This is a genomic window from Streptomyces sp. NPDC007905, assembly GCF_042959345.1.
In the GTDB taxonomy this organism is placed as follows: domain Bacteria; phylum Actinomycetota; class Actinomycetes; order Streptomycetales; family Streptomycetaceae; genus Streptomyces.
In genome coordinates this window covers 86,429-113,196 of record NZ_JBIBKS010000004.1, presented here as the reverse complement: position 1 = coordinate 113,196, position 26,768 = coordinate 86,429, and the positions used below count along the sequence as shown (strand labels likewise).

The window sequence follows — 26,768 nt, the reverse complement described above, 5'->3', positions numbered from 1 at the left end:
GGTGCGTCCCCGCGTGCCCACCGGGACGCACACCCTCATCGTCCCGCAGGAATACCGCGACGGACCCGCTTATCAGCGGTGTTTGTGATCGATGCGACGCCCGGTGCCGGCAGTACGCGGGCCGCCGGCACGGCGATCGCGGCCACGGCGGCGAGCACGAGGAGCGCCGTCCGCGGCCCGGCGCCCATCAGCGCGGTGCCCGCGGCCACGCCGATCACGGGCCCCACGTTGAGCGCGGTCTGCTGCAGGCCGCCCGCCACGCCGGCGACCGCCACTTCCGCATGCCGTACGACGACATGGGTGGCCGCCACCATCACCGTGCCGAACCCGGCGCCCAGCAGCGCGAAGGCACCGCCGAGGGCGAGCGCGCCGGTGGCCGCGGCCAGGACCAGGACGCCGAGCGCGAGCACCGCCGTCGCCGCTGCCGCCGTCCACCGCGCGCCCACCCGGCGCAGCAGCACAGGGCACAGGGGAGCGGAGAGCACCATCAGCACCGCGAGTGGCAGGCTGCGCAGAGCGCTCTGGAACGGGTCGAGGGCGAGCCGGCGCTGCAGTACGTACGTCTCGACGAACAGGGTGCCGAACAGGGAGGCCGACGCGGCGACGAGCATGCCGAGCGCCGCTGCGACCGCCGGCGAGCCGATCACCTCGGGCGGCAGCAGCGGACGCGCGGTCCGCCGCTCGTGCCGCACGAAGGTGGCACCGGCGAGCAGGGCTCCCCCGAGCCCTGCCGCGACGGCCGCACCGGAGGCGGGCAGCGCGACCAGCGTGTGCACGAGACAGGCCAGGGCGACTGCGAGGAACAGGGCCCCGGGGAGATCCAGCGGGGCACGGGCCGCCGGCGGACGGTCCGGTCCGGGCGGGGCCAGTGCCACGAGGCCGAAGCCCACGGCGGGCAGCACACCGAGGAAGAACACCGCCCGCCAGCCCGGCCCGCTCACCAGCGCCCCGCCCAGCAGCGGTCCCGCTGCCGCCGCCAGGCCGATCGCGCTGGTGCGCACCGCCAGGGGCATCGCCAGCCGCTCCGGCGGGAACGCGGCCCGCAGCATCCCGAGCGTGGCCGGCTGCAGCAGCGCCCCGAACACGCCCTGCGCCACCCGCAGCCCGATCACCCAGCCGATCCCGGGCGCCAGGCCGACGCCCGCCGACGCGGCACCGAACCCCAGCATGCCGAGCCCGAACACCCGCCGGTGCCCGTACCGGTCACCGAGCCGCCCCGCGAACACCAACAGGCTTGCCACCGCCACGAGATACGCCGTACTCGTCCACTGCACCTGTACGAACGACGCGTGCAGCGCGCGTTGCAGGGAGGGCTGGGCGACCGTGAGGACCGTACCGTCCAGGGCGACGAGCACGGCGCCCGCCACACTGCTCACCAGCGTCAGCCGGCGGTTCACCGCCCGCCCTCCGGGCCCAGATGGGCGAGCAGGGCGGCGTCCAGCAGGAGGCTGAAGTCCTCGTCACCGCTGGCGAGTTGGAGGCTGTTCCAGCGCCACAGCTGGGCGATGCCATGCAGGTTCGCCCACAGGGCCCCGGTCACGAGCCGGGCGTCCGCCTCGGGACGGGCCTCCCCGACGAGGTCCGCCATCAGCGCGAAGAGCGGCAGACTCGTCTCCCTGAGTCCCGAATTGCCGCTCTCCAGAAGATCGTGACGGAACATCAGCTCGTACATGCCCGGGTTGTCCAGCGCGAACTCCAGGTAGGCGCGGGCAAGCTCCCTCAGCCGCGGGCGCGGATCGGCGTCGACGACGAGCGCGGGCCGGACCCGCTCGTTCAGTTCGGTGAAGCCCCGCCGGGCGATGGCGGACAACAGCTCCCGGTGAGTGGGGAAGTAGCGGCGCGGTGCCCCGTGCGAGACCCCGGCGCGGCGGGCGATCTCCCGCAGTGTCAGCGCCTGGACGCCCTCTGCGGCGACCAGTTGCACGCCGACGTCGACCAGGCGGGCCCGCAGTCCCGTGTCTGACTCCGTCATAGACACTGTCTACCAGTCGCCCGTAGACAGTGTCTACTCGGCTGTTCCAGTGGGCTCGGGACGGGAATGTGCGGGCTCGCGGGCCAGTTGACCCTCGTATGACTCAGGACTCGACGCAGGACGCACTGCTCAAGCTGCTCTCCGACACACGAGGCGGGGTGCTGGTCACCCTGAAGAGCGACGGCCGCCCCCAGCTGTCCAACGTCAGCCACGCCTACTATCCGGACGAGCGGGTCATCCGGATCTCGGTCACCGACGGCCGGGCCAAGACCCGCAACCTCCGCCGCGACCCGCGCGCCTCCTACCACGTCACCAGCGAGGACCGCTGGGCGTACACGGTCGCCGAGGGCGCGGCCGAGCTGTCCCCGGTCGCCGCGGACCCGCACGACGACACCGTCGAGGAGCTGATCCGGCTCTACCGAGACGTCCTCGGCGAGCACCCGGACTGGGACGACTACCGGGCCGCCATGGTGCGCGACCGCCGGCTGGTGGTGCGGCTGCCCGTCGAGCGCGCCTACGGCATCCCGAAGGGCTGAGCCGGGGCGCCTCGAAGGGCTGAGCTGCGGTGCTTCGAAGAGCCGAGCTACGGCGCGTCGAGGAGCCGAGCTGCGGCGCCTCGAAGGTTATGAGCCACCTCCGGAGCTGACCTACGGCGCCTCGACGGTGCGCGCCTCGATCGCCCGCAGCACCGCCACCATGTCCTCGCCGCCGTGACCCTGCGCCACCGTCTCCTCGAACAGCGCGTGGCAGACGTCCAGCAGCGGTGAGGCCAGCCGCGCCTTGCGGGCCGCCTCGGCGATGAGCCGGTTGTTCTTGAGCACGTCCACCGCCGCGGCCTGCACGGCGAAGTCCCGCTCACGCAGCTTGGGCGCCTTCATCCGCGAGACCCCGCTGGCCATGGGGCCCGCGTCCAGCACGTCAAGGAAGAGCCGCCGGTCCAAACCCTGCCGTTCGGCGAAGTGGAAGGCCTCCGTCAGCCCGGTCACCAGGGTGATCAGGAAGAGGTTCACGGACAGCTTCATCAGCAGCGCGCCCGGCGCCGCCCCGCACACGAACGTCTCCCGGCACAGGGGTGCGAGCAGTGGTCGCACGAGGTCGACGGCGGACTTCTCGCCGGCGAGCATGGCCACCAGCTGTCCCCGCTCCGCCGGGACCCGGGACCCGGAGACGGGCGCCTCGACATACCGGCCGCCGGCCGCGCGCACGCCGGTCTCCAGGGCCTGGGAGTACTCCGGGGAGGTCGTGCCCATGTGGACGACGACCCGACCGGCGACCCTCGCGGCCAGGGCGGGGGTGTCGCGGCCGAGGACGGTGTCGACCGCCGCCTCGTCGGCGAGCATCAGCAGCACCACCTCCGCCCGCGCGAACACCTCGTCGGCGTCCGCCGCGACCTCGGCGCCGGCCGCACGCAGCGGCTCGGCCCGCTCCGGCGTCCGGTTCCACACCAGCAGGGGTGTGCCGGAGGCCGCCAAGCGCAGCGCCATGGACTGACCCATCACTCCGAGACCGATGAAGCCGATGTTCACGGGGGCCGCCCTTCACTCGACGGGCCGAATATGACCGTCGTCATAGTAGCGGGCGTTATGACCCCGGTCATAGAGTGGGTGTGGGTGATCGGAGGTCGGGCATGGCGGAGTCGCGGCACGGACCGCGTGAGCGGATGGTGTTCAGCGCGGCCCAGCTGATCCGGCGCGACGGGGTCGGCGCGACCGGCATGCGGGACGTGGCCGCCCACGCCGGGGCGCCGCGCGGCTCGCTCCAGCACTACTTCCCCGGGGGCAAGGAACAGCTGGTCAACGAGGCCGTGGGCTGGGCCGGGCGGTACGCCGGCGGGCGCGTCGCCCGCTTCCTGGCAGGCCTGGACGAGCCCACGCCGAGCGGTCTGTTCGCGGCCATGGCCGCGCAGTGGACGGACGAGTACGAGAGGGACGGCTTCACCGCAGGCTGCCCGGTCGCCGCCGCGACGGTGGACCGCGCCGCGGTGGGCGCCTCCACCCGCGAGGCGGTGGCCGCCGCGTTCGCGACCTGGCGCGGTCCGGTCGCCGAGGCCCTGACCGGCATGGGCGTGCCCGCCGGGCGCGCCGACTCCCTCGCCACCTTGATGATCAGCGCCCTGGAGGGAGCGATCCTCATGGCCCGGGCCGAACAGGACGTACGCCCGCTGACGACCGCGGTACGCGAACTGGGGCCGCTGCTCGACGCCGCGGCGGTGTCCTCCGCGTGACACCCGGGCGGGTGCTTGTGACGCGAAGCGTCCGGGACTAGCCTCCGCCCGTGATCAATGGGGCACATGTGGTGATCCACACCCGGGACGCGGAGGCCGACCGGGCGTTCCTGCGGGACGTCCTCGGGTGGGCGCACGTCGACGCGGGCCACGGATGGCTGATCTTCCAGGCGCCGCCCACCGAGGTGGCCTGCCATCCCACGGACGGCGAGCCCTCGCACGAACTGATGCTGATGTGCGACGACCTCGAGGCGACGCGGCGGCAACTCGCCGCGAAAGGCGTGGAGTTCGCGCGGCCGGTCGAGGAGGCCCGCTGGGGCCGGGTGACGGAACTGCGGCTGCCGGGAGGCGGTCGGCTAGGTCTGTACGAACCGCGCCACCCACGGCCGTAGAGCCCGCGCCACCCACGGCCGTAGAGCGCCCGCGCCACCTACGGCCATAGAGCGCCCGCGCCATGCCGGCCGGGATCGCGCTCTCTCGCGGCCGGGACATTGCGCTCTTTCCCGGTCGGGACCGTGCGCTCTTTCCCGGTCGGGACCGTGCGCCCTCTCCCGGCCGAGTTCGTGCGCTCTTTCCCGGCCGGGACCGTGCGCCCTCTCCCGGCCGAGTCGTGCGCCCACTCCTGGCCGAGTCCGCGCTCTCTCCCGGTCGAGTCTGTGCGCTCTCTCCCGGTCGAGTTCGTGCGCCCCCTCCCAACCGAAACCGCGCCCCCTCCCAACCGAAACCGCGCCCCCTCCCAACCGAAACCGCGCCCCTCCTGGCCGTGGAGCCGCGCCACCTGCCGCCGTGGAGCGGTGCCGCGATGGTGCGCGAGGGCGCTCAGCCCGCGGCCCGCTCCGCCGTGAGGTAGGCGATCACCATGTCGCCGAGCATGATCCGGTAGTGCTCGCGCTGCGCGGGGTCCGCGAGGTCGCGGCCGAACAGGGCGCCGAAGGTGTGCCGGTTGGCCACCCGGAAGAAGCAGAACGCGGTGATCATCGCGTGCAGGTCGACGGCGTCGACATCGGCCGTGAACAGCCCGGACTCCTGCCCGGCGGCCAGGATCCGGCGGATCACGTCGAGCGCCGGCGAGCCGATCCGCCCGAGCTTCCCGGACGCCGCGATGTGCTCGGCGCCGTGGATGTTCTCGATGCTGACCAGGCGGATGAAGTCGGGGTGCTGCTCATGGTGGTCGAACGTCAGCTCGGCCAGGCGCCGGATCGCCGCGACCGGGTCCAGGTGCTCCACGTCCAGCTGCTGCTCGGCTTCGCGGATCACGCCGTACGCCCGCTCCAGGGTGGCCGTGAACAGCTGCTCCTTGCCGCCGAAGTAGTAGTAGATCATCCGCTTGGTGGTGCGGGTGCGGGCCGCGATCTCGTCCACTCTCGCGCCGTCGTAGCCGGCCCGGGCGAACTCCTGCGTGGCCACGTCGAGGATCTCGGCCTTGGTGCGGACGGCGTCACGCACCCGCCCGCCGGGGCGTACCGGCTCTTCGACGCTGGTCATCGGGGTCCTTCGGGCCATGGGGCGGGCGGATCGCTCAGTCGCGTGCCGGTGATTGTAGAAGCAGGTCCGGCGCAGTGGACGTGGTCTTCCTCAACCCTCCTCCGACACCCGGTCGCCGTTACCAGTGCGGCCCGGGTCACGCGGGGGACCCGGGCCGCGGACAGTGCTGTCAGGCGCGTCTGTTCCACTCGGCGATCACAGGCCGCCCGTGCTCCGTGGAGAGCCGGCTGACCGTGCCGGTCGCCAGCTGGAACAGGCGGCCCTCGGCGGGCGGCAGACCCAGCCGGCGGGCGGTGAGCACCCGCAGGAAGTGGGCGTGCGCGACCAGGACCACGTCACCGGTGTCGGCGGCGAGCGCCGCGTCCACCCGGGCCAGCACCCGGTCTGCCCGGGCCCCGACCTCTTCCGGCGACTCGCCGGGGTGACCCTCGGGGCCGTGCGGTACGCCGTCCGTCCACAGGTCCCAGCCGGGGCGGCCACGATGGATGTCGACGGTGGTGACACCTTCGTAGCCGCCGTAGTCCCACTCGTGCAGATCGGGGTCGGGTATGGCCCCGGTCAGGCCCGCCAGCTCGGCGGTGCGTATCGCGCGGTCCAGCGGGCTGGTCAGCGCGAGCGCGTAGGTCCGTCCGGCGAGGAGCCGCGCGAGGGACTTGGCCTGTACCTCGCCGTGCGTGGTCAGGGGCAGGTCGGTGAAGCTGGTGTGCCGCCCCGACAGGCTCCACTGCGTCTCGCCGTGGCGGACCAGCAGGAGGTCCCCCACGGCCGGTCAGTCCTTCTTCTCGACGGCGTGCCCGCCGAACTGGTTGCGCAGCGCCGCGACCATCTTCATCTGCGGCGAGTCGTCCTGCCGGGAGGCGAACCGGGCGAAGAGCGAGGCGGTGATCGCGGGCAGCGGTACGGCGTGGTGGATGGCCGCCTCGACGGTCCAGCGGCCCTCGCCGGAGTCCTCCGCGTACCCGCGCAGCTTCTCCAGGTGCTCGTCGTCGTCCAGGGCGCTGACCGCCAGGTCCAGCAGCCAGGAGCGGATGACGGTGCCCTCCTGCCAGGAGCGGAAGACCTCGCGGACGTTGTCCACCGACTTGACCTTCTCCAGCAGCTCCCAGCCCTCGGCGTAGGCCTGCATCATCGCGTACTCGATGCCGTTGTGGACCATCTTCGAGAAGTGCCCGGCGCCGACCCGGCCCGCGTGGACGTAGCCGTACGGGCCCTCCGGCTTGAGCGCCTCGAAGATCGGGCGCAGCCGCTCGACGTGTTCCTTGTCGCCGCCGACCATCAGCGCGTAGCCGTTCTGCAGGCCCCACACACCGCCGGAGACGCCCGCGTCGACGAAGCCGATGCCCTTCACGCCCAGCTCAGCGGCGTGCTTCTCGTCGTCCGTCCAGCGGGAGTTGCCGCCGTCGACCACCGTGTCGCCCGCGGACAGCAGGTCCTTGAGCTCGTCGATGACGCCCTGGGTGGCGGTTCCGGCCGGGACCATCACCCAGACCGTGCGGGGCGCGTCCAGCTTCTCGACCAGTTCTTCGAGGCTCTTGACGTCGGAGACTTCGGGGTTGCGGTCGTAGCCGATGACGGTGTGGCCGGCGCGGCGGATCCGCTCGCGCATGTTGCCGCCCATCTTGCCGAGACCGATCAGGCCCAATTGCATCGCTGTCATGTCAGCTTCACTTCCTGAGATTGCGGTAGGCGGCGACGAGGGCCGTGGTGGACGGGTCGAGACCCGGCACGTCGGCGCCCACGGTCAGGGCGGGTTCGACGCGCTTGGCGAGGACCTTGCCCAGCTCCACGCCCCACTGGTCGAAGGAGTCGATGTTCCAGACCGCGCCCTGCACGAACACCTTGTGCTCGTAGAGCGCGACCAGCTGGCCGAGCACGGACGGGGTCAGCTCGGCGGCGAGGATCGTCGTCGTGGGGTGGTCGCCGCGGAAGGTGCGGTGCGGCACCTGCTCCTCGGGCACGCCCTCCGCACGGACCTCCTCGGCGGTCTTGCCGAAGGCGAGCGCTTGGGTCTGGGCGAAGAAGTTGGCCATCAACAGGTCGTGCTGGCCCTGGAGTTCGTCGCTCAGTTCCGGGATCGGGCGGGCGAAGCCGATGAAGTCCGCCGGGATCAGCCTGGTGCCCTGGTGGATCAACTGGTAGTAGGCGTGCTGCCCGTTGGTGCCGGGCGTGCCCCACACGACCGGCCCGGTCTGCCACTCCACCGGCCTGCCGTCACGCTGCACAGACTTGCCGTTGGACTCCATGTCCAGCTGCTGCAGGTACGCGGTGAACTTGGACAGATAGTGCGAGTACGGCAGTACGGCGTGCGACTGGGCGTCGAAGAAGTTGTCGTACCAGATCCCCAGCAGGCCCAGAAGCAGGGGCGCGTTGGCCTCGGCGGGCGCGGTGCGGAAGTGGTCGTCGACGATCCGGAAGCCGTCCAGCATCTCGCGGAAGCGGTCCGGGCCGATGGCGATCATGAGGGACAGGCCGATCGCGGAGTCGTACGAGTAGCGGCCGCCGACCCAGTCCCAGAACTCGAACATGTTGTCCGGGTCGATGCCGAACCCGGCGACCTTCTCCGCGTTCGTGGACAGGGCCACGAAGTGCTTCGCCACGGCCTTGTCGTCACCGTCGAACGCCTGGAGGAGCCAGGAGCGGGCCGACGTGGCGTTGGTGATCGTCTCGATCGTGGTGAACGTCTTGGACGCGACGATGAACAGGGTCTCCGCGGGGTCCAGATCGCGGGTGGCCTCGTGCAGGTCGGCGCCGTCCACGTTGGACACGAAGCGGAACGTCAACTCCCGTGCCGTGTAGGCGCGCAGCGCCTCGTAGGCCATCGCCGGGCCGAGGTCGGAGCCGCCGATGCCGATGTTGACGACGTTCCGGATCCGCTTGCCGGTGTGGCCGGTCCACTCACCTGAGCGGACCCGCTCGGCGAAGCCGGCCATCTTGTCCAGAACGGCGTGCACGCGCGGTACGACGTTCTCGCCGTCGACCTCGACCACCGCGTCCCGCGGGGCGCGCAGCGCCGTGTGCAGCACGGCCCGCCGCTCGGTGATGTTGATCCGCTCACCGCGGAACGTGGCGTCCCGAAGCGCGAACACGCCGGTGGCGGTGGCGAGTTCCTGGAGCAGGGCCAGGGTCTCGTCGGTGATCAGGTGCTTGCTGTAGTCGATGCGCAGATCGCCGACCCGGACGACGTACCGCTCGGCGCGGCCGGGGTCCGTCGCGAACAGCTCGCGCAGGTGCGGCCGACCCTCGGCGCGGTGGTCGGCGAGGGCCGTCCACTCGGGCCTGCGGGTGAGCTCGGGGGCGTCTGACGATGCGTCGGACATGTCAGGCGTTCTCCTTGACGGCCTCGCCCCTGAGGGCGATGGCGTACATCTCGTCGGCGTCGAGGCGGCGCAGCTCCTCGGCGATGAGTTCGGAGGTGGCGCGGACCTTCAGGGCGAGGGTGCGCGGCGGCTGGCCCGGCAGGGTCAGCGTGGCGAGGGGCCCTTCCGGCCGGTCGATGACGATCTCGCCGATGTCGGTGCCGAGGCGCACCGCCGTGACGACCGGCCCGGCAGTGATCACACGGTCCACGGGGACGTGCAGGCGGGCCTCGAGCCAGCGCGACAGGAGCTCGGCGCTGGGGTTGTCCTGCTCGGCCTCGACGGCCGCCGAGGTCACCTTGGTCCGGGCCTGGTCCAGGGCGGCGGCCAGCATGGACCGCCACAGCGTGAGCCGGGTCCAGGCGAGGTCGGTGTCGCCGGGAGCGTAGTTGCGGGCGCGGGTCTCCAGGACCTCCAGCGGCCGCTCGACCGCGTACAGGTCGGTGATCCGCCGCTGGGCCAGCGCACCCAGGGGGTCCTTCGACGGGGCCTCGAGCGCGTCCACCGGCCACCACACGACCACCGGGGCGTCCGGCAGCAGCAGCGGCAGGACCACGGAGTCGGCGTGGTCGGACACCTCGCCGTAGGTCCGCAGCACGACGGTCTCGCCGGTGCCGGCCTCCGAGCCCACCCGGACCTCGGCGTCCAGGCGCGAGGTGGTGCGGTCGCGCAGGGTGCGGGCGTGCCGCTTGATGACCACCAGGGTCCGCGAGGGGTGCTCGTGCGAGGCCTCCTCGGCCGCCTTGATCGAGTCGTAGGCGTTCTCCTCGTCCGTGACGATGACCATCGTCAGGACCATGCCCACGGCCGGGGTGCCGATGGCGCGGCGGCCCTGCACCAGCGCCTTGTTGATCTTGCTTGCCGTGGTGTCGGTCAGGTCGATCTTCATGGCCTGCGCCAGCTCCGTCCGTCTCGTGCGAGCATCTCGTCCGCTTCCTTCGGTCCCCAGGTGCCTGCCGGGTACTGCGCCGGCCTGCCCTGCGCCGCCCAGTACTCCTCGATCGGGTCGAGGATCTTCCAGGACTCTTCCACTTCCTGGTGACGGGGGAACAAATTGGCGTCGCCGAGCAGCACGTCCAGGATGAGCCGCTCGTACGCCTCCGGGCTCGACTCGGTGAACGACTCGCCGTAGGCGAAGTCCATGGACACGTCCCGGATCTCCATCGAGGTGCCCGGCACCTTGGAGCCGAACCGGACGGTCATGCCCTCGTCGGGCTGAACGCGGATGACGATGGCGTTCTGGCCCAGTTCCTCGGTGGCGGTGGAGTCGAACGGGGAGTGCGGGGCCCGCTGGAAGATCACCGCGATCTCGGTCACGCGGCGGCCGAGCCGCTTGCCGGCGCGCAGGTAGAAGGGGACGCCCGCCCAGCGGCGGTTGTCGATGCCCAGCTTGATCGCGGCGAACGTGTCGGTCTTCGACTTGGGGTCGATGCCCTCTTCGTCGAGGTAGCCGACGACCTTCTCGCCGCCCTGCCAGCCGGCCGCGTACTGGGCGCGCACGCTGTACCGGCCCAGGTCCTCGGGCAGCCGCACCGACTTCAGCACCTTCAGCTTCTCGGTGAGCAGCGCCTCCGCGTCGAACGCGATGGGCTCCTCCATGGCGGTCAGCGCCATCAGCTGCAGCAGGTGGTTCTGGATGACGTCACGGGCGGCGCCGATGCCGTCGTAGTAGCCGGCCCGGCCGCCGATGCCGATGTCCTCGGCCATGGTGATCTGCACATGGTCGACGTACGACCGGTTCCAGATCGGCTCGTACATCTGGTTGGCGAAGCGCAGCGCCAGGATGTTCTGGACGGTCTCCTTGCCGAGGTAGTGGTCGATGCGGAACACCTGGTCCGGCTCGAACACGTCGTGCACGATCGCGTTCAGTTCGCGGGCGCTGGCCAGGTCGCGGCCGAACGGCTTCTCGATGACCGCGCGCCGCCAGGAGCCCCGTGGCGGGTTCGCCAGCCCGTGCTTCTTCAGCTGCTGCACGACCTTGGGGAAGAACTTCGGCGGCACCGAGAGGTAGAACGCGAAATTGCCACCGGTGCCGCGGGAGGCGTCCAGCTCGTCGACGGCGTCCTTCAGCTGCTTGAACGCGGTGTCGTCGTCGAAGTCGCCGGGGATGAACCGCATGCCCTCGGCGAGCTGCTGCCAGACCTCCTCGCGGAACTCGGTACGCGCGTGCTCGCGGACCGCGTCATGCACGACCTGCGCGAAGTCCTGGTCCTCCCAGTCCCGGCGGGCGAAGCCCACCAGGGAGAAGCCGGGCGGCAGCAGACCGCGGTTGGCCAGGTCGTACACGGCCGGCATCAGCTTCTTGCGGGACAGGTCGCCGGTCACGCCGAAGATGACCAGGCCGGAGGGGCCCGCGATGCGGGGCAGCCGGCGGTCGCGGGGGTCGCGCAGCGGGTTCACCCAGTCGCCGGCCGGGGCGACCGGGACGCGCACCTCCTCGACGGGGGGTGTCTCGGGTTCAGGAGCCTTGGTCGTCATTACGCGTCAACTCCCTTGCTGTTGAGGGACTTGGTGACGGCGTCCAGCAGCTCCTGCCAGGCCGTCTCGAACTTGGCGACGCCCTCGTCCTCCAGCTGCTGGACGACCTCGTCGTAGGAGATGCCGAGCCGCTCCACGGCGGCGAGGTCCGCGCGGGCCCGCGCATAGCCGCCGGTCACCGTGTCACCGGTGATCCCACCGTGGTCGGCGGTGGCCTTCAGGGTGGCCTCCGGCATCGTGTTCACGGTGCCGGGCGCGACCAGCTCGTCCACGTACAGGGTGTCCTTGTACGCGGGATCCTTCACACCGGTGGAGGCCCACAGCGGGCGCTGCTTGTTCGCCCGCTCACCGGCGAGCGCCGGCCACCGGTCGGACGAGAAGACCTCCTCGTACGCCTCGTAGGCGAGCCGTGCGTTGGCGAGGGCCGCCCGCCCCTTGAGCGCCCGGGCCTCGTCCGTGCCGAGGGCGGTCAGCCGCTTGTCGATCTCGGAGTCCACGCGCGAGACGAAGAAGGACGCCACCGAGTGGATCCGCGACAGGTCCAGGCCGCGCTCGCGGGCCTTCTCCAGACCCGCCAGGTAGGCGGCCATGACCTCGCGGTAGCGCTCCAGGGAGAAGATCAGCGTCACATTGACACTGATGCCGAGGCCGATGACCTCGGTGATCGCCGGCAGGCCCGCCCGGGTGGCCGGGATCTTGATCATCACGTTGGGACGGTCGACCAGCCAGGCCAGCTGCTTGGCCTCGGCGACCGTCGCCTCGGTGCGGTGGGCGAGGCGGGGGTCGACCTCGATGGAGACCCGGCCGTCCCGGCCGTCCGAAGTGGTGTACACCGCATCCAGGATATCGGCGGCGGCCCGCACATCGGCGGTCGTCATCATCCGTACGGCCTCGTCGACCGTGACACCCCGTGCGGCGAGGTCGGTCAGCTGCTCCTCGTAGCCCTCGCCGGAGCCGATGGCCGCCTGGAAGATCGACGGGTTGGTGGTCACGCCGACGACGCCGCCGCTCGCCACCAGCTCGGCCAGGCTGCCCGAGGTGATCCGCTTGCGCGACAGGTCGTCCAGCCAGACCGACACCCCCTCGTCGGCAAGGCGCTTGAGGGCTCCCGGGGTCCCGATTGCTTCGGTCACAGTGATCATCTTTCCTATCGCGTCGGTATCAGGCGCGCGCGGCGGCCAGCGACTCGCGGGCAGCGGCGGCGACGTTCTCGGGGGTGAGGCCGAACTCGGCGAACAGGGTGGTCGCATCGGCGGAGGCACCGAAGTGTTCGAGGGAGACAATCCGACCTGCGTCACCCACGAACCGGTGCCACGTCAGACCGATCCCGGCCTCGACGGCGACGCGCGCCTTCACGGCCGGCGGCAGCACCCTCTCGCGGTAGGCGCGCGACTGCTCCTCGAACCACTCCACGGACGGCATCGACACCACCCGCGTGCCGATCCCCTCGGCCTCCAGCTGCTCCCGCGCGGCGACGGCCGGCTGCACCTCGGAACCGGTCGCGACGATGATCACCTCCGGGGTCTCGGTCGACGACTCGCGCAGCACATAGCCGCCCTTGGCAGCGTCCTCGTGGGGCGCGTACGTCGGCACGCCCTGGCGGGTCAGCGCGAGTCCGTGCGGGGCCGGGTCGGTGGCGTGCCTCTTCAGGATCTCGGCCCAGGCGATCGCGGTCTCGTTGGCGTCCGCCGGGCGGACGACGTTCAGGCCCGGAATCGCGCGCAGCGAGGCCAGGTGCTCGACCGGCTGGTGCGTCGGGCCGTCCTCGCCGAGACCGACGGAGTCGTGCGTCCACACGTACGTCACCGGCAGCTGCATCAGCGCCGACATACGGACGGCGTTGCGCATGTAGTCGGAGAAGACCAGGAAGGTGCCGCCGTAGATGCGGGTGTTGCCGTGCAGGGCGATGCCGTTCATCTCCGCGGCCATGGAGAACTCGCGGATGCCGAAGTGGACGGTACGGCCGTACGGGTTCGCCTCGGGCAGCGGGTTGCCCTCCGGCAGGAAGGAGCTGCCCTTGTCGATGGTCGTGTTGTTGGAGCCGGCCAGGTCGGCGGAGCCGCCCCACAGCTCCGGGATCACCGGGCCGAGCGCCTGCAGCACCTTGCCGGAGGCGGCACGGGTGGCGACGGACCTGCCCTCCTCGAACACCGGCAGGGCGTCCTGCCAGCCCTCGGGCAGCTCGCCCCTGCTGATCCGGTCGAACAGCTCCGCACGCTCGGGCTGGGCCGCACGCCACTCGGCGATCCGCTTGTCCCAGGCCGCGTGCGCCTCGGCGCCCCGGTCAAGGGCCCGGCGCGTGTGCCCGAGGACCTCGTCGCTCACCTCGAAGGTCTGCTCGGGGTCGAACCCGAGGACACGCTTGGTCGCCGCGATCTCGTCCTCGCCGAGCGCCGAGCCGTGGGAGGCCTCGGTGTTCCGCGCGTTGGGGGCGGGCCAGGCGATGATCGTGCGCATCGCGATGATCGAGGGCCGCCCGGTCTCGGCCTGCGCGGCCTTCAGCGCCGCGTACAGCGCGGGCACGTCGACGTCGCCGTCGGCGGTGGGCGCGATGCGCTGGGTGTGCCAGCCGTAGGCCTCGTACCGCCCCAGCACGTCCTCGGAGAAGGCGGTGGCGGTGTCGCCCTCGATGGAGATGTGGTTGTCGTCGTAGAGGAAGACCAGGTTGCCGAGCCTCTGGTGGCCCGCGAGGGAGGAGGCCTCGGCGGAGACGCCCTCCTCCAGGTCGCCGTCGGAGACGATCGCCCAGATGGTGTGGTCGAAGGGGGAGGTGCCCTCGGGGGCCTCCGGGTCGAACAGGCCACGCTCGTAGCGGGCGGCCATCGCCATGCCGACGGCGTTGGCGACACCCTGGCCCAGCGGGCCGGTGGTGGTCTCGACGCCGGCGGTGTGCCCGAACTCCGGGTGACCGGGCGTCTTCGAGCCGTGCGCGCGGAACGCCTTCAGATCATCCAGCTCCAGTTCGTATCCGGAGAGGAAGAGCTGGGTGTAGAGCGTCAGCGAGGAGTGGCCGGGGGACAGCACGAAGCGGTCACGGCCGGTCCACTCCGGGTCGGCCGGGTCGTGCCGCATCACCTTCTGAAAGATCGTGTACGCGGCGGGGGCCAGGCTCATCGCGGTACCCGGGTGGCCATTGCCGACCTTCTGCACGGCATCCGCCGCGAGAAGCCGGGCGGTGTCCGCGGCACGCCGGTCGAGGTCGGTCCACTCGCAGCCATCGGATGTCTGCGTGCTCATCTTCAAGAAGTCCTCGTTCAGTGCGTGATGGCTGGCTGGACGCGTTCAAACGTAAAAGTCTGACCTTTTCGAAGGAAGGGCGGGGTGTGTCAGCCTGTGGTGAATCTGGGACAGTGATCATGGGACAGGGGTGGCACGAAAAAGACATGACGTACAGAAGACCCAAAGCCGGTGACGACGGTGTGGACGGCGGCGGGATCAGAACCTTCCCCTTCCCTGTCGAACTGGCCGTCGGTGGGGTCGGCATGCAGGTCGGCCCCATGGGAGAGGACCGCCCCTGGCACGCCGGCGCCCCGGTGCACCGTGTCCATCGCATCGACTTCCACGTGGTCATGCTCTTCACCGCGGGCCCGGTACGGCACATGATCGACTTCGCCGAGTACGAGGCCACGGCCGACGACCTGCTGTGGATCCGCCCCGGACAGGTCCACCGGTTCTCCCGCACGAGCGAGTACCGCGGAACCGTCCTGACCATGCAGCCCGGCTTCCTGCCCCGCGCCACCGTCGAGTCCACCGGCCTGTACCGCTACGACCTGCCGCCCCTCTTGCACCCCGCTCCGGCGCAACTGGCCGCGCTCCGGGCCGCCCTCGAACAGCTGCGCCGCGAGTACCAGGACACCGCGACGCTGCCGCTGAGCCTGCACACGGCCGTGCTCCGGCACACGCTGACCGCGTTGCTGCTGCGCCTCGCCCACCTCGCAGCCAGTCCGGCGGAGGCCTCCCGGCAGCAGACGGACACCACCTTCACCCTCTTCCGGGACGCGGTCGAGCAGGGCTTCGCCGCCAACCACAGCGTCAGCGCCTATGCCGACGCGCTGGGTTACTCCCGCCGCACCCTCGTGCGCGCGGTGCGCGCGGCCACCGGCGGGACGCCGAAGGGCTTCATCGACAGGCGGGTGACCCTGGAGGCCAAACGCCTCCTCGCCCACACGGACACGCCGATCGGCCGCGTCGGGGCGGCCGTGGGCTTCCCCGACGCGGCGAACTTCTCCAAGTTCTTCCAATTGCACACCGGTCGGACGCCGGCGGCGTTCCGGGCGGAGCTGCGGTAGGCGTTGCCCGGTTGCCGGTCCGCCACCGGCTGCGCTCATTCACGGGCCACAACCACGTCCGCGCGGCCGTGGTGGGTTGTGCACCACCGATATGCAGCGATTGGACGGAAGGGCGAACCCCCACCGTCGCGGCCTCCGCCGGCTGGAGGGTGCCGTCCAGCGGATGACCACATGGGTGCGTGGGTGCCCCGCGGGTCCTGCTCACGGGGCACCCCTCACTCCTTGGTCAGTGACCGAAGTCGAACCAGTTCACGTTCACGAAGTCGGCCGGCTGGCCGCTGGTGAAGGTCAGGTAGACGTCGTGCGTGCCGGTCACCGAGCCGATGTTCGCCGGGACCGTCCGCCACGACTGCCAGCCACCGGTGTTGGCCAGCGCGAAGCTGCCGACGGGTGCGTTGCTGCGACTGTCCAGGCGTACCTCGACCAGTCCGCTCACCCCGGACGCGGCCCCGCTCGCCACCCGCGCGTAGAACTGGGTGGCCGCCGTGGAGCCGAAGTTGACGCCCTTGTAGAGGGCCCAGTCACCGTTCGCGAGGTAGCCGATGTCCTGCCCGCCGCCGGTGTCCGTGGTGGTCTCGGTGCTCACGCCGGACTGGCTGTCGTAGGACTCGGCCTGGATGGCGCTGTAGGCGTCCCGGTTGCCGGGGGGCGGGGGAGTGGTACCGCCCCCGCCGCCCGAGGACTGGAGCACCTGCACATAGTCCACGACCATCGGGTGGTTCGGCTCGGTGCCGCTGTCCGGGCCGCCGCCGAAGGCCGACGGGAAGCCGCCGCCCATGGCCACGTTCAGGATGACGAAGAAACCGTGGTTGGTGGCGTTCGCCCACGTCGTGGCGTCGACCTGGTTGGCCTTGACCGTGTGGAAGTTGACGCCGTCGAGGTAGAAGCGGATCTCTTCGGGGCTGGTCGAGCGGTCCCATTCCATGGCGTAGGTGTGGAAGCCGGCCTGGCAGGTCGTGCCGGTGCACGAGGTGGAGTTGCCGATGCCGGACGTCTCGTTGCAGGGGCCGCCCGGGTTGGTGCCGCAGTGCATCGTGGCCCAGTCGGTGTTCAGGCCCTGGACGTTCTCCATGATGTCGAGCTCGCCGACGCTCGGCCAGTTCTGGTAGTTGCCGCGGTAGGGGGCGCCCAGCATCCAGAAGGCCGGCCAGTAGCCCTTGGCGGCGGCTCCCGTGACGTTCGGCATCTGGACACGGGACTCGACCCGTAGCTTGCCGCCGGCCGGCGGCTGGAAGTCGGTCCGGGTGGTCTCGATGCGGCCCGATGTCCAGTGGCCGGACGCGTCGCGTCGCGGGGTGATGAGCAGGTTGCCGTTGCCGTCCAGCGAGACGTTGCTGGTGCTCGAGGTCATCGTCTCGACCTCGCCGGTGCCCCAGTTGGCGGCGCCGCTCGGGTACGACGTCCCGGTGTCGTACTGCCAGTTGGTGGTGTTGACGCCGGAGCCGGCCGAGCCGTTGAAGTCGTCCAGGAAGACCTGCGTCCAGCCGGACGGGGGCGTGGGGGCGGAGGCGTTGGCGGGGAGGGTGGCGGCGGTCGCGACCGCCGCGGCCAGCCCGAGCGTGGCGAGGGCGGCGACGAGTGCGCGGCGGACGGCACGGGGTCTGGGTATGCCGGAGGATTCACTCATGGGGGAAGGACCTCTCGGGTACGGAGGGGTGTGCGGGAGCCGGGTGAGAGCGCTCCCATTGCGCGCTGAGAGCGCTCTCACGGTGCCGCCAATGTGCTCCCCGTCCCTGCGGTCGTCAAGACTTAAAGCAAGGAAAGTCCTTCTACGGCAAGCGAGTTCACCCCATGAAGCCTCCCGTACCGGCTCGGATCGCGTTGCCGGCCGGCCGCTCGGTCCTGAGTGGTCCGTCGGTGCGTGGGCATCCCGCGCCGGTGGTCCGGGTCGTTCCTTGAATCCGGGGGGAGCCGAGGTTCCGGTGAGGAAGGACCGCCGGTCAGGAGGCGGCCGGCGGTCTGCGCGGGGTGCCGGGATTCCCCCTGCCGAGTGCCGCGAGCACGAAGGTGACGCTGATGAGCAGGGACCATGCGCCGAACTTGCCGACGTCGACGGGCTGCCAGCCGTGGAGCTGGTACGGGTAGCGCCACGCGCCCACGTAGGTGGCGAGGTTCTCCGCGAGCCACAGGAAGAACCCGATCAGGCCGAACGACAGGGCGAGCGGCATGCGCCGCCGTACCCCGCGGACCGTGTAGCGCACGGAGGTGCCCGTGGTGACGGCCAGGAGGAGGGCGCTGAGCGGCCAGCGGGCGTCGGGGAGCCAGTGGTGACTGAAGAAGTTGACGTAGACGGCGGCGGCCACCAGTGCGGTCGCCCGTGGCCGGTAGCCGGTCGGCTCCAGGTCGAACAAGTGCCAGGCCCGGCAGACGTAGCTGCCGACGGCCGCGTAGAGGAAGCCCCCGTACAGGGGGACCCCCGCGAACTTCAGCACGGCCGGCTCCGGGTAGCTCCATGAGCCCTGCGCGACCTTCACCAGCTCGAAGGCGAGTCCGATGACATGGCAGGCGCTGATGACGGCGACGTCCCGTCCGCTCTCCCAGCCGCGCCGCCAGAACAGCACGGTGAGCAGCACGCCGTAGCCGACGAGCAGGTCGTAGCGGGCCACCGGCAGCGGCGGCAGCAGGGTCGATGCCGCCACCCCGGACAGCAGGGCGATGGCGAAGGCGCAGGCCCGGGTCTGTGTCCAGGTGAAGTCGAGCAGCTGACCGACTGGGGAGGCCGGGGGGCCGGCCGGGCTTGTAGTGAGCATGGTGACGAGGAGGACGGTGTGAGGTCCCCTTCCGGTTGCCGGGGCGCGCTGGTCACCGGCCCACAGGACTCCGTCCGCCGGTTCGTCGTCTCTTGACTGCTGACCCCCGCCCGCCCTCGCCGCAGCGCACACGTCCCCGCGCCGGAGCCCCACGGCGCGGGGGACGTCACGGCTCCGGGTGCCAGCCCAGTGCCCGGGAGATTCCCCGGGCGGCCACGCGCACCGCCGGTATCAACACCGGTACCGCAGCCGGCAGACGTACACGGTCGTGGCGATCGCGCACACGCCCGGCGCGGCACCACGAGGTCCGCGCGCGTCTCCTCGTACGACACCGTCCCCCGGTCAGCGGGTGGAAGTCGTGCCGGTTCACGCCCCGGATGAACACGCGTTCAGCGTTGACGAGGAGGCGCCGGCCGTGAGCTCGACGTCCCGGAAGCCGACGCGGCGGTGGGAGGTGTCCGCCGTCGTGCCGTTGGCGCGGTGCGGACGCACGGTGAGGTCGTAAGGTCGTGCTGCTCGCCGACGCGGCGAAGTTCCCGGGTACGGGGATGGCGAAGGTCTGCGGTCCCCAGGACCTGGACGTGGTGGTGACGAACGCGCCGGTCGACCCGGCGACCCGCTCCGCGCCGCAGGAGGCGGGCGCCGAGGTGGTCCTGGCGGGAAAGGTGCAGGCGTGAAGCTGACGATGCTGGGCGGCGGCGGGTTCCGGGTGCCGCTCGTGTACGGGGCGCTCCTGGCGGACCGCGGCGAGGGGCGGGTCACGGAGGTCGTGCTGCACGATCTGGACGACAGCCGACTCCATGCGGTCGCCCGGGTACTGGCCGAACAGGCGTCGACCGCGGTCGACGCTCCCCGGGTGACCGCCACGACCGACCTCGACGAGGCCCTGCGCGGCGCCGACTTCGTCTTCTCCGCGATCCGTGTCGGCGGCCTGGAGGGCCGGGCGAACGACGAGCGGGTGGCCCTCGCGGAGGGGGTCCTCGGCCAGGAGACGGTCGGTGCGGGCGGTATCGCCTACGGGCTGCGGACGGTTCCGGTCGCCGTCGAGATCGCGCGGCGGGTGGCCCGGCTCGCCCCCGAAGCCTGGGTCATCAACTTCACCAACCCGGCCGGGCTGGTCACCGAGGCCATGTCCCGCCACCTCGGCGACCGCGTCATCGGCATCTGCGACTCGCCGGTCGGCCTCGGCCGCCGTATCGCCCGGGTGCTCGGCGCGAACCCGAAGGAGGCGTGGATCGACTACGTCGGTCTCAACCACCTCGGCTGGGTGCGCGGGCTGCGTGTCGCGGGCCGGGACGAGCTGCCACGCCTGCTCGCGGAGCCCGGCCTGCTCGGCTCCTTCGAGGAGGGAAAGCTCTTCGGCGTGGACTGGCTGCGGTCGCTGGGCGCGATTCCCAACGAGTACCTGCACTACTACTACTTCAACCGTGAGGCCGTACGCGCCTATCAGGAGGCCGAGAAGACCCGAGGTGCCTTCCTGCGCGACCAGCAGGCGCGGTTCTACGAGGAGGCGCGGCGCGCGGACGTCTCCGCCCTCGACGTCTGGGACCGCACCCGCGCCGAGCGCGAGGCGACCTACATGGCCGAGAACCGGGAGACGGCCGGTGCCGGCGAACGCGACGCCGACGACCTCTCCGGCGGGTACGAGAAGGTGGCCCTCGCCCTGATGCGGGCCATCGCCTGGGACGAGCGCGCGACCCTGATCCTCGACGTGCGCAACCAGGGCACCCTGTCGGTCCTCGACGCGGACGCCGTCATCGAGGTCCCCTGCCTGGTCGACGCCAACGGAGCCCACCCCGTCGCGGTGGCCCCGCTGCCCGGGCACGCCACCGGGCTGGTGTGCGCGGTCAAGGCCGTCGAACGCGAGGTGCTGGCCGCCGCCGAGTCCGGTTCGCGGGCGACAGCGGTGAAGGCCTTCGCCCTGCACCCGCTGGTGGACTCCGTCAATGTGGCCCGCCGCCTGGTCGAGGGATACACGGCCGTCCATCCTGGTCTCGGGTACCTGAAGTAGGCTCCCGGCCAAAAGCGCTTTCTCGCCGCTCTTGCCGCACCTCGTCCCGCCCCCTCGGGAGACCTCTCGTGCACGACGAACGCAGCCGGATCGAGGAGCGCGAGGAGCGCCTCCACCACCAGCGCGTCAAGCCGGCGATGTACGCGGCCGCCGTTCCCTTGGAGGTGGCGGCCTGGCAGGCTCCGGGGGAGCCGGTCCCCTTCGCGGAGGCCGCGGCCGCGCCGTACGAGCCCTTCGCGATGGGCACCCCCTGGGGACCGCCCTGGGGTACGACCTGGTTCCGGATGCGTGGACAGGTGCCGGCCGAGTTCGCGGGCAGACGCGTCGAGGCCGTCATCGACCTCGGCCTCGTGGGCGACTGGCCCGGCAACCAGGCCGAGAGCTGCGGCTGTACCGCGGGGCGAGCCACTTCTGACGGCACCTGCGCCCGCTCCGGGCACGGGGGTTGTGCTTCGGGTCGGCCGGTCGCTCCCCGTGACCGCGGCCGGCCGACCCGATCCCCCGTTCCCCCGTTCCCCCCTCGGGGCTTCCCCCCGTGTCCCCCCGTTCCTGATATGGAGAGCGGTCAGGTCGTCTCCTGATACACCCCGGGCGGAAAAAAAATCCCCCCGGCCCGGGAGCAGGGGGGATCCGGGTCGTGCCGGTGCCGTGCTCAGCCGGTGAAGCCGGCCGTGATCGAGGTGAACTGCCAGGTGTTCTGGCTGATGCCGGAGCAGTTGCTCACCACGCCGCCACCCGCGCACGGCCGGTCGCGGTTGACCGCCCAGAAGGCGAGCCGGGCGATGTGGTGCGAGTTGGCCCAGTCACGGATCTGGGTCCAGACCCCCGGGGTGGTGTTCTCCTGCTGGTCGGACAGGCCGTTCATGCCGGAGATGCCGATGTGGGAGTAGGCGGTCGCGTCGTCCCAGCCGAACGTCGACTTCAGCTTGGCCTTCAGCCCCTCGGCCGCGTTGACCGTGTTCCCGTACATGTCCGAGCCGCCGCCGAAGTCGAACGGCATGATCGTGAAGACGTCGAGGTTGGCGCCGAGCGACTGCGCCTGCTCGATGAGCCGGTTGCCGTAGTAGGTCGGGCCGGTGGTAGAGGTGCCGAAGGTGACGATCGTCTTCAGGCCCGGGTTGTTGGCCTTGACCGTCTTCAGCGCGGTCAGGATCTTCGCCTGCACGGCCTCGTTCTCGAACTCGTCCGTGTTCTCGATGTCCATGTCGATCGCCTTGAGCGAGTAGGCGTCGATCACCTTCTGCAGCGCCCCGGACAGGGCGCCCGCGGAGGAGCAGTTGGCGCCCAGCTTGCTGCCCTGCCAGCCGCCGAACGACGGGACGACGTCACCGCCCGCGGAGCGGATCTGGTTGATGGCGGTCTGGTCGACACCCCCGGTCAGGGACCGGCTGCCGTCCCAGGCGGGTGTGCAGCCGCCCGAGTCGAGCATGAACGCCATCGTGAACCACTTGACGCCGGTCGCGCTCATCACCGTGGACGGGCTCGGCGGGTCGCCCCAGCCCTCGTACAGGTAGGGCGCCGCCTGCTTGAAGGAGGTTCCGCCGCCGCTGCCCGCGTTGGTCGTGACGCTCACGGAGTTGGAGGCCGCCGAGGTGTTCCCGGCCGCGTCCCGCGCCTTCACGCTGAAGGTGTACGAGGTGCTGGGCGACAGCCCGCTGACCGTGGCGGACGTACCGGAGACACTGAGGACCTGACTGGATCCGCTGTAGATGTCGTACGCCGTCACGCCCGCGTTGTCCGAGGAGGCGTTCCACTGCAGCGACACGCTCGACGACGTCTTCCCGGTCGAGGCGAGTCCGCTGGGCGCGGTCGGGGCCTGGGTGTCCCCGCCGCCGCCCGGCCCGTCCAGGCTGATGTCGTCGGCGTAGTACGTGCCCTGCGCGTACCAGCCGTGCACGTAGATGGTGGCGCTGGTCTGCGAGGCGCCGGTGGTGAAGGAGACGCTGAGCCGGCTGTACGCGGACGGGGACGTCGTCCAGGTGGAGGCGCCGCCGTTGACGCCGAGGTAGACGTACGAGCCACGGACCCAGCCTTGCAGCGTGTACGTCGTGTTCGGCTGGACGGCGACCGTCTGGCTGCACTGCGCGTTGTCGCTGTCGGACACCGCGCCCTGCAGGGCCTTGGAGCCGCCGTGCACGGGGGAGGAGACGACCGAGCCGAGGTTTCCGGTACAGGTCCAGGGGGACAGGCCGCCCGACTCGAAGCCGGGGTTGGTGAGGATGTTGGCCGCCTGGGCGGTGCCCGGCAGCGCGATGGCCCCGCCGAGCGCGAGAGCGGCGGTGCCGAGCAGAGCGAGGAGCCGGCGTCTGGGACGCCCGAGTATGTGGCGCACGCGATCTCCCAGTGAGGATAAGGGTGTTCGGGAGTGCAGGGGAGTGCGGAAGGTGCGCCACCCAAGTTGGTATGGACCAATGTGACTGTCAAGGAGAACGGCGGAATTGGTCCATACCGGTGAGGTGAAGCGCCCCGGCGGGGGCGCGGGAACTGCGCGAGCAGCCATGGGCGACCCGCGGAGCACGGCCTACAGCGGCAGCGCCTCCGCCGCTGAAGCCGCCTGCGCAGGCACCGCCGGCAGCAGGACCTCGGGCTCCTCCACCCTCTGCTGCGGCAGCGACACCGGCCGCAGGGGTCGCGGCCCCGACACCACCGTGTAGTCCTGCCCGAGGAACGGCGGCTCGACCACGCCGGGGTCCTCGCCGAGCGCCAACTGCACCGCGGCCCAGGGGGCGTTCACCCCGCAGAGCGAGAGCTGATGCAGGCCCCCGGCGGGCCTCGTGTTGACGTCGAGCAGTACCGGGCGGTCGCCGAGCATCCGGAACTGGATGTTGGACAGGTAGTGCAGCCCGAAGCCCTCCGCGATCAGCCGGGCCGGCTCCAGCCACTGCTCGTGCAGCGTGAAGCCCCGTCTGCGGCCGTTCTTGGTACGGCCCACGGCCAGCCGGACGCGGTTGTCCGGGCCGGTCAGGCAGTCGACGGACACCTCCGGCTGCTCCAGGCGCGGCATCACCAGCCAGTCCACGGGCTCCTCGGCCCGCTCCAGCGCCTCGACCACCAGATCCAGCTGCACGTACGGGCCGGGGAAACCGCTGAGGTGCGTCAGCGAGAAGGGGGCGCGCGTGATCATCCGGAAGCCGACCCCGCCCGCGCCGGAGGCCGGCTTGAAGCACGCCCTGTGCCCGGCCGTCTCCAACTCCTCGACAGCGGAAACCAGTTCGTCGGCCGTACGCACCCGCCACCACGGCGGCACCGGCACGTCGACCGAGCGGACCGCGCCGTACGCGGTCGCCTTGTCCTCGAACACGGCCACCGCCTGGGGCGTCGGCGCCAGCAGCGCCGTACCCACGGCCTCGAACTCGGCTCGGTGCGCCACGATCGCCGCCTGGTGCAGCCGGGGCACGAACACGTCGATGCCGCGCCGCGCGCACTGGTCCAGGGCGTACTCGACGTACCCGGCCGGGGACAGCCCCTCCGGCTCCAGGTCGGCGGTGTCGGCGGCGGCCAGCACGGGGGAGTCGGCGTCACCGTGCGTCGCATGGATCTCGACCGCCCGGTCGCTGGGATTTCTCCTCAGCTGATCCATGAAGAACACGTTCTCCGCGTACGTGCGGTTGAGCCAGACGCGTACGCGAGAGAGCATGCAGGCCGCCTTTCAGGGTTTTCGGGCAGGGCGCCGCGGCCCGTGCCCGGGCAGGAGAGAGGAAGGGACACCAAACGGCCCTGCGCGAAGGGAGATGGAGGGCGTTGATGTTGGGGCGATCATACGGCTTTCAAGAGACCGCGCGTGCAACGCGCATGTTACGGATTCACCCCGGCTCTCCAGGCCGCCGCCGCCGGGTCGCCCTTGTCCCCGGCCGGTGAATGTGTTCTCGTGGTGCTGACGGATGATCGGAAAGGGGTGCGGGGTGGAGTCGACGGCCGGGGCCGGACAGCTGCTGGCCATCAGCGACCTGCACGTCTCCTATCCGGAGAACCGCGCGCTCGTCGAGGAGATGCGCCCCCACACGGACGACGACTGGCTGATCGTGGCCGGGGACATCGCGGAGACCGTGGAGGACATCCGCTGGACGCTCGCCACGCTCGCGGACCGCTTCCGCAAGGTCCTGTGGGCGCCCGGCAACCACGACCTGTGGACCCACCCGAGGGACACGGTCACCCTGCGCGGCGTCGCCCGGTACGAGCACCTCGTCGCCCTGTGCCGGGAACTGGGCGTGAGCACACCGCAGGACCCGTACCCGGTGTGGCACGGCCCCGGTGGACCGGTCGCCGTCGCCCCGCTGTTCCTGCTCTACGACTACTCCTTCCTGCCGGCCGGCTGTGCCACCAAGGAGGAGGGCCTGGCCTACGCGGAGAGCACCGGCATCGTCTGCAGCGACGAGTACCTGCTCCACTCCGACCCGTACCCGGCCCGCGAGGACTGGTGCCGGGCCCGCGTCGCCGAGACCGAGCGCAGACTCGCCGAGCTGCCTTCGGATCTGCCCGTGGTCCTCGCCAACCACTACCCGCTCGACCGGCACCCGACCGACGTGCTGTGGCACCCGGAGTTCGCCATGTGGTGCGGCACCGCCCTCACTGCCGACTGGCACCGCCGGTTCCGCGTCGAGACGATGGTCTACGGTCATCTGCACATCCCGCGGACCACCTGGCACGAGGGTGTCCGCTTCGAAGAGGTGTCCGTGGGATACCCCCGCGAATGGCGCAAGCGTCCCGGGGGCCCGGGACAGCCGCGCCGCATTCTGCCGATGGAGGTCGGGCCCGGTGATCGAGGAGCTGCTCCCGGAGTCGGTGGTGGCCGTGGAAGCGTTCGGTGACCAGCAGTCCCAGGGCGTCTCGCTGTACCCGGAGGAGGAGCGGCTCGTGGCACGGGCGGTGGACAAGCGCCGCCGGGAGTTCACGGCCGTACGGGTCTGCGCCCGGCTCGCCATGGAGAAGCTCGGTGTGCCGCCACAGGCCGTGCCGACCGGCGAGCGCGGCGCCCCGACCTGGCCGCAGGGCCTGACCGGCAGCATGACCCACTGCGACGGTTACCGCGCCGCGGCACTGGTCCGTGCCGGGGACCTCGCCTCCCTCGGGATCGACGCCGAACCCCACGGACCACTGCCGAGCGGAGTGTTCGACAGCATCGCGCTGCCCGCCGAGCAGGACCGGCACCGCACACTGCGCGCCACCCGGCCCGGTGTGCACTGGGACCGGCTGTTGTTCAGCGCCAAGGAGTCCGTGTACAAGGCGTGGTTTCCCCTCACCCACGCCTGGCTGGACTTCTCCGAGGCCGACATCGAACTGGCCGCCGCGGCGGGGTCCGGCACGCGCGGCAGTTTCCATGCCCGGCTCCTCGTCCCCGGGCCGCTGTTGGACGGCGTACGCCTGAGCGCGTTCGAGGGCCGCTGGCTGATCGCGGACGGCCTGGTCCTGACGGCGGTGACCGTCCCTCACCACTGAGCGGGACGGTCACGGACCGCCGGGCTCACTCCTGTGGACACCAGTGGCGCAGCAGCCGGAAGAACTCCTGCTCATTGCCCGCGAGTCCCGCCCGCGCCAGCGCCCGCTCCGCCTCGGCGAGCACGGCGGGCGGCACCATCACGGGCCGGCCGCCGTCCGGCGGGCCGTCGAAGGCGGCGCGCACGGTGTGCAGCAGCCGCAGATAAGCCTGTACGGCGGTGCGCTCACGGTCGGTCAGTACGGCGGTGGGCATTGGTCGCTCTCCCCGGTTCGGCGTCACGGTCACGCGCCCTGCGGCGCCGTGCACCACGTCGTACGGCGCACACATCCAGCTTGCCGTCCACCACTGACATTGATACTCGTAGGGCGGCTTCCGGCGGTCGTGGCCCAGCCACTGACCGACGCCCTGCTGGGCTGTCCTCGCGTTGTTCTGCCCGACCGCCGGAGCTGGTTCCCAAGGCTTCGGCCGGGCGGATCATGACCTGATAGGAGCTTGGTCAGAAGCCCAACGCCGTTTCGCACTGCCTCGGTTCGCCCGCTCGACGGAGGCGAAACCCCACCGAGCCACCCTCGGAGCACGCGCCTGCCCACGGCCACGGTTCCCGGTGCCCCGGGTGGCGCCCCGCCGGTCGGCCAAGCCCTGCGGCCCAGACGTCTCAGCGACGCCCCGTCGGTCGGCCAAGCCCTGCGGCCCAGACGTCTCAGCGACGCCCCGTCGGTCGGCCAAGCCCTGCGGCCCAGACGTCTCAGCGACGCCCCGTCGGTCG

The 26,768-nt window shown here is 71.4% G+C and carries 23 protein-coding genes and 3 pseudogenes; 9 read left to right on the top strand and 17 right to left on the bottom strand.

Annotation, left to right across the window (positions count from 1 at the left end; all coding sequences use genetic code 11):
• Nucleotides 1-35: 35 nt before the first annotated feature.
• Both ACFZDC_RS09230 and ACFZDC_RS09225 read right to left on the bottom strand, forming a co-directional pair.
• Nucleotides 36-1,397 (bottom strand): MFS transporter, encoded by a 1,362-nt coding sequence (locus ACFZDC_RS09230; RefSeq protein WP_391321765.1) that lies wholly within the window; start codon nucleotides 1,395-1,397, stop codon nucleotides 36-38.
• A complete protein-coding gene (locus ACFZDC_RS09225; RefSeq protein ID WP_391321763.1) occupies nucleotides 1,394-1,972 on the bottom strand; it encodes a WHG domain-containing protein in 579 nt (192 codons plus the stop codon). Before ACFZDC_RS09225 ends, ACFZDC_RS09230 begins: the two co-directional genes overlap by 4 nt.
• Before the next feature lie 98 nt (nucleotides 1,973-2,070).
• Here ACFZDC_RS09225 and ACFZDC_RS09220 point away from each other — a divergent pair, with 98 nt between their 5' ends.
• Nucleotides 2,071-2,508 (top strand): TIGR03618 family F420-dependent PPOX class oxidoreductase, encoded by a 438-nt coding sequence (locus tag ACFZDC_RS09220; RefSeq protein WP_391321761.1) that lies wholly within the window; start codon nucleotides 2,071-2,073, stop codon nucleotides 2,506-2,508.
• Nucleotides 2,509-2,619: 111 nt separating this feature from the next.
• Here the strand turns inward: ACFZDC_RS09220 and ACFZDC_RS09215 are convergent, their stop codons facing one another.
• The gene (locus ACFZDC_RS09215) at nucleotides 2,620-3,498 is read right to left on the bottom strand and encodes an NAD(P)-binding domain-containing protein (RefSeq protein WP_391321759.1); all 879 of its coding nucleotides are present in this window, start codon (nucleotides 3,496-3,498) and stop codon (nucleotides 2,620-2,622) included.
• 101 nt (nucleotides 3,499-3,599) lie between these two features.
• Between ACFZDC_RS09215 and ACFZDC_RS09210 the strand changes: the two genes are divergently transcribed.
• Together ACFZDC_RS09210 and ACFZDC_RS09205 are read left to right on the top strand one after the other, a co-directional pair.
• On the top strand, nucleotides 3,600-4,196 hold the full coding sequence (locus tag ACFZDC_RS09210) for a TetR family transcriptional regulator C-terminal domain-containing protein (protein WP_391321757.1): 597 nt from the start codon (nucleotides 3,600-3,602) through the stop codon (nucleotides 4,194-4,196).
• Nucleotides 4,197-4,246: 50 nt separating this feature from the next.
• The gene (locus ACFZDC_RS09205) at nucleotides 4,247-4,588 is read left to right on the top strand and encodes a VOC family protein (RefSeq protein ID WP_391321755.1); all 342 of its coding nucleotides are present in this window, start codon (nucleotides 4,247-4,249) and stop codon (nucleotides 4,586-4,588) included.
• A gap of 427 nt (nucleotides 4,589-5,015) precedes the next feature.
• Here ACFZDC_RS09205 and ACFZDC_RS09200 read toward each other — a convergent pair whose 3' ends face one another.
• The 8 genes from ACFZDC_RS09200 to tkt all read right to left on the bottom strand — a co-directional run bounded on the left by ACFZDC_RS09200 (nucleotide 5,016) and on the right by tkt (nucleotide 14,752).
• Nucleotides 5,016-5,681, bottom strand: coding sequence for a TetR family transcriptional regulator (locus ACFZDC_RS09200; protein ID WP_391321753.1), 666 nt, complete (start codon nucleotides 5,679-5,681; stop codon nucleotides 5,016-5,018).
• A gap of 169 nt (nucleotides 5,682-5,850) precedes the next feature.
• Nucleotides 5,851-6,444: a histidine phosphatase family protein gene (locus tag ACFZDC_RS09195; protein ID WP_391321751.1), complete on the bottom strand. Its 594-nt coding sequence runs from the start codon at nucleotides 6,442-6,444 to the stop codon at nucleotides 5,851-5,853.
• A gap of 6 nt (nucleotides 6,445-6,450) precedes the next feature.
• Nucleotides 6,451-7,329, bottom strand: a complete 879-nt coding sequence (gnd, locus tag ACFZDC_RS09190; RefSeq protein ID WP_391322186.1) for a phosphogluconate dehydrogenase (NAD(+)-dependent, decarboxylating) — start codon at nucleotides 7,327-7,329, stop codon at nucleotides 6,451-6,453.
• A 16-nt stretch (nucleotides 7,330-7,345) separates the two neighbouring features.
• Nucleotides 7,346-8,998: a glucose-6-phosphate isomerase gene (pgi, locus tag ACFZDC_RS09185; RefSeq protein WP_391321749.1), complete on the bottom strand. Its 1,653-nt coding sequence runs from the start codon at nucleotides 8,996-8,998 to the stop codon at nucleotides 7,346-7,348.
• Between the two features lies 1 nt (nucleotide 8,999).
• The gene (gene opcA, locus ACFZDC_RS09180; protein ID WP_391321747.1) at nucleotides 9,000-9,926 is read right to left on the bottom strand and encodes a glucose-6-phosphate dehydrogenase assembly protein OpcA; all 927 of its coding nucleotides are present in this window, start codon (nucleotides 9,924-9,926) and stop codon (nucleotides 9,000-9,002) included.
• On the bottom strand, nucleotides 9,923-11,515 hold the full coding sequence (zwf, locus tag ACFZDC_RS09175; RefSeq protein WP_391321745.1) for a glucose-6-phosphate dehydrogenase: 1,593 nt from the start codon (nucleotides 11,513-11,515) through the stop codon (nucleotides 9,923-9,925). The genes opcA and zwf overlap by 4 nt, the downstream gene beginning before the upstream one ends.
• Nucleotides 11,515-12,657: a transaldolase gene (tal, locus tag ACFZDC_RS09170; RefSeq protein ID WP_391321743.1), complete on the bottom strand. Its 1,143-nt coding sequence runs from the start codon at nucleotides 12,655-12,657 to the stop codon at nucleotides 11,515-11,517. The genes zwf and tal overlap by 1 nt, the downstream gene beginning before the upstream one ends.
• A 19-nt stretch (nucleotides 12,658-12,676) precedes the next feature.
• Nucleotides 12,677-14,752, bottom strand: a complete 2,076-nt coding sequence (tkt, locus tag ACFZDC_RS09165) for a transketolase (protein WP_391321742.1) — start codon at nucleotides 14,750-14,752, stop codon at nucleotides 12,677-12,679.
• 146 nt (nucleotides 14,753-14,898) lie between these two features.
• Between tkt and ACFZDC_RS09160 the strand changes: the two genes are divergently transcribed.
• Nucleotides 14,899-15,804, top strand: a complete 906-nt coding sequence (locus ACFZDC_RS09160) for a helix-turn-helix domain-containing protein (RefSeq protein ID WP_391321740.1) — start codon at nucleotides 14,899-14,901, stop codon at nucleotides 15,802-15,804.
• 226 nt (nucleotides 15,805-16,030) lie between these two features.
• Here the strand turns inward: ACFZDC_RS09160 and ACFZDC_RS09155 are convergent, their stop codons facing one another.
• The 3 genes and pseudogenes from ACFZDC_RS09155 to ACFZDC_RS09145 form a co-directional block, all read right to left on the bottom strand.
• On the bottom strand, nucleotides 16,031-17,431 hold the full coding sequence (locus tag ACFZDC_RS09155) for a carbohydrate-binding protein (RefSeq protein ID WP_391321738.1): 1,401 nt from the start codon (nucleotides 17,429-17,431) through the stop codon (nucleotides 16,031-16,033).
• Nucleotides 17,432-17,744: 313 nt separating this feature from the next.
• Nucleotides 17,745-18,554: a DUF817 family protein gene (locus tag ACFZDC_RS09150; protein ID WP_391321736.1), complete on the bottom strand. Its 810-nt coding sequence runs from the start codon at nucleotides 18,552-18,554 to the stop codon at nucleotides 17,745-17,747.
• A 287-nt stretch (nucleotides 18,555-18,841) separates the two neighbouring features.
• Nucleotides 18,842-19,058: pseudogene (locus ACFZDC_RS09145) on the bottom strand (glycoside hydrolase family 2 TIM barrel-domain containing protein); the annotation flags it as partial.
• Here ACFZDC_RS09145 and ACFZDC_RS09140 point away from each other — a divergent pair.
• The 3 genes and pseudogenes from ACFZDC_RS09140 to ACFZDC_RS09130 form a co-directional block, all read left to right on the top strand.
• Nucleotides 19,052-19,231: pseudogene (locus ACFZDC_RS09140) on the top strand (ArsR family transcriptional regulator); the annotation flags it as partial. The pseudogenes ACFZDC_RS09145 and ACFZDC_RS09140 sit on opposite strands and share 7 nt — an antisense overlap.
• The gene (locus ACFZDC_RS09135) at nucleotides 19,228-20,565 is read left to right on the top strand and encodes a 6-phospho-beta-glucosidase (RefSeq protein ID WP_391321734.1); all 1,338 of its coding nucleotides are present in this window, start codon (nucleotides 19,228-19,230) and stop codon (nucleotides 20,563-20,565) included. The pseudogene ACFZDC_RS09140 and the gene ACFZDC_RS09135, both read left to right, overlap by 4 nt.
• Nucleotides 20,526-20,948 (top strand): annotated as a pseudogene (locus tag ACFZDC_RS09130) (alpha-mannosidase 2C1); the annotation flags it as partial. The gene ACFZDC_RS09135 and the pseudogene ACFZDC_RS09130, both read left to right, overlap by 40 nt.
• A 269-nt stretch (nucleotides 20,949-21,217) precedes the next feature.
• Here ACFZDC_RS09130 and ACFZDC_RS09125 read toward each other — a convergent pair.
• Both ACFZDC_RS09125 and ACFZDC_RS09120 read right to left on the bottom strand, forming a co-directional pair.
• Nucleotides 21,218-22,897, bottom strand: a complete 1,680-nt coding sequence (locus tag ACFZDC_RS09125; protein WP_391321732.1) for a carbohydrate binding domain-containing protein — start codon at nucleotides 22,895-22,897, stop codon at nucleotides 21,218-21,220.
• 189 nt (nucleotides 22,898-23,086) lie between these two features.
• Nucleotides 23,087-24,202: an ATP-grasp domain-containing protein gene (locus ACFZDC_RS09120; protein ID WP_391321730.1), complete on the bottom strand. Its 1,116-nt coding sequence runs from the start codon at nucleotides 24,200-24,202 to the stop codon at nucleotides 23,087-23,089.
• 265 nt (nucleotides 24,203-24,467) lie between these two features.
• On the opposite strand from ACFZDC_RS09120, the gene ACFZDC_RS09115 reads away from it, so the two are divergent.
• Both ACFZDC_RS09115 and ACFZDC_RS09110 read left to right on the top strand, forming a co-directional pair.
• Nucleotides 24,468-25,373 carry a metallophosphoesterase gene (locus tag ACFZDC_RS09115; RefSeq protein WP_391322184.1) on the top strand — a complete coding sequence of 302 codons (906 nt, stop codon included), beginning with the start codon at nucleotides 24,468-24,470 and terminating at the stop codon, nucleotides 25,371-25,373.
• Entirely contained in the window at nucleotides 25,321-26,001 is a 681-nt protein-coding gene (locus ACFZDC_RS09110) for a 4'-phosphopantetheinyl transferase superfamily protein (RefSeq protein WP_391321728.1), read from the top strand. Before ACFZDC_RS09115 ends, ACFZDC_RS09110 begins: the two co-directional genes overlap by 53 nt.
• Nucleotides 26,002-26,026: 25 nt before the next feature.
• Here ACFZDC_RS09110 and ACFZDC_RS09105 read toward each other — a convergent pair whose 3' ends face one another.
• The gene (locus ACFZDC_RS09105; protein ID WP_391321726.1) at nucleotides 26,027-26,254 is read right to left on the bottom strand and encodes a hypothetical protein; all 228 of its coding nucleotides are present in this window, start codon (nucleotides 26,252-26,254) and stop codon (nucleotides 26,027-26,029) included.
• Between the last annotated feature and the right edge of the window lie 514 nt (nucleotides 26,255-26,768).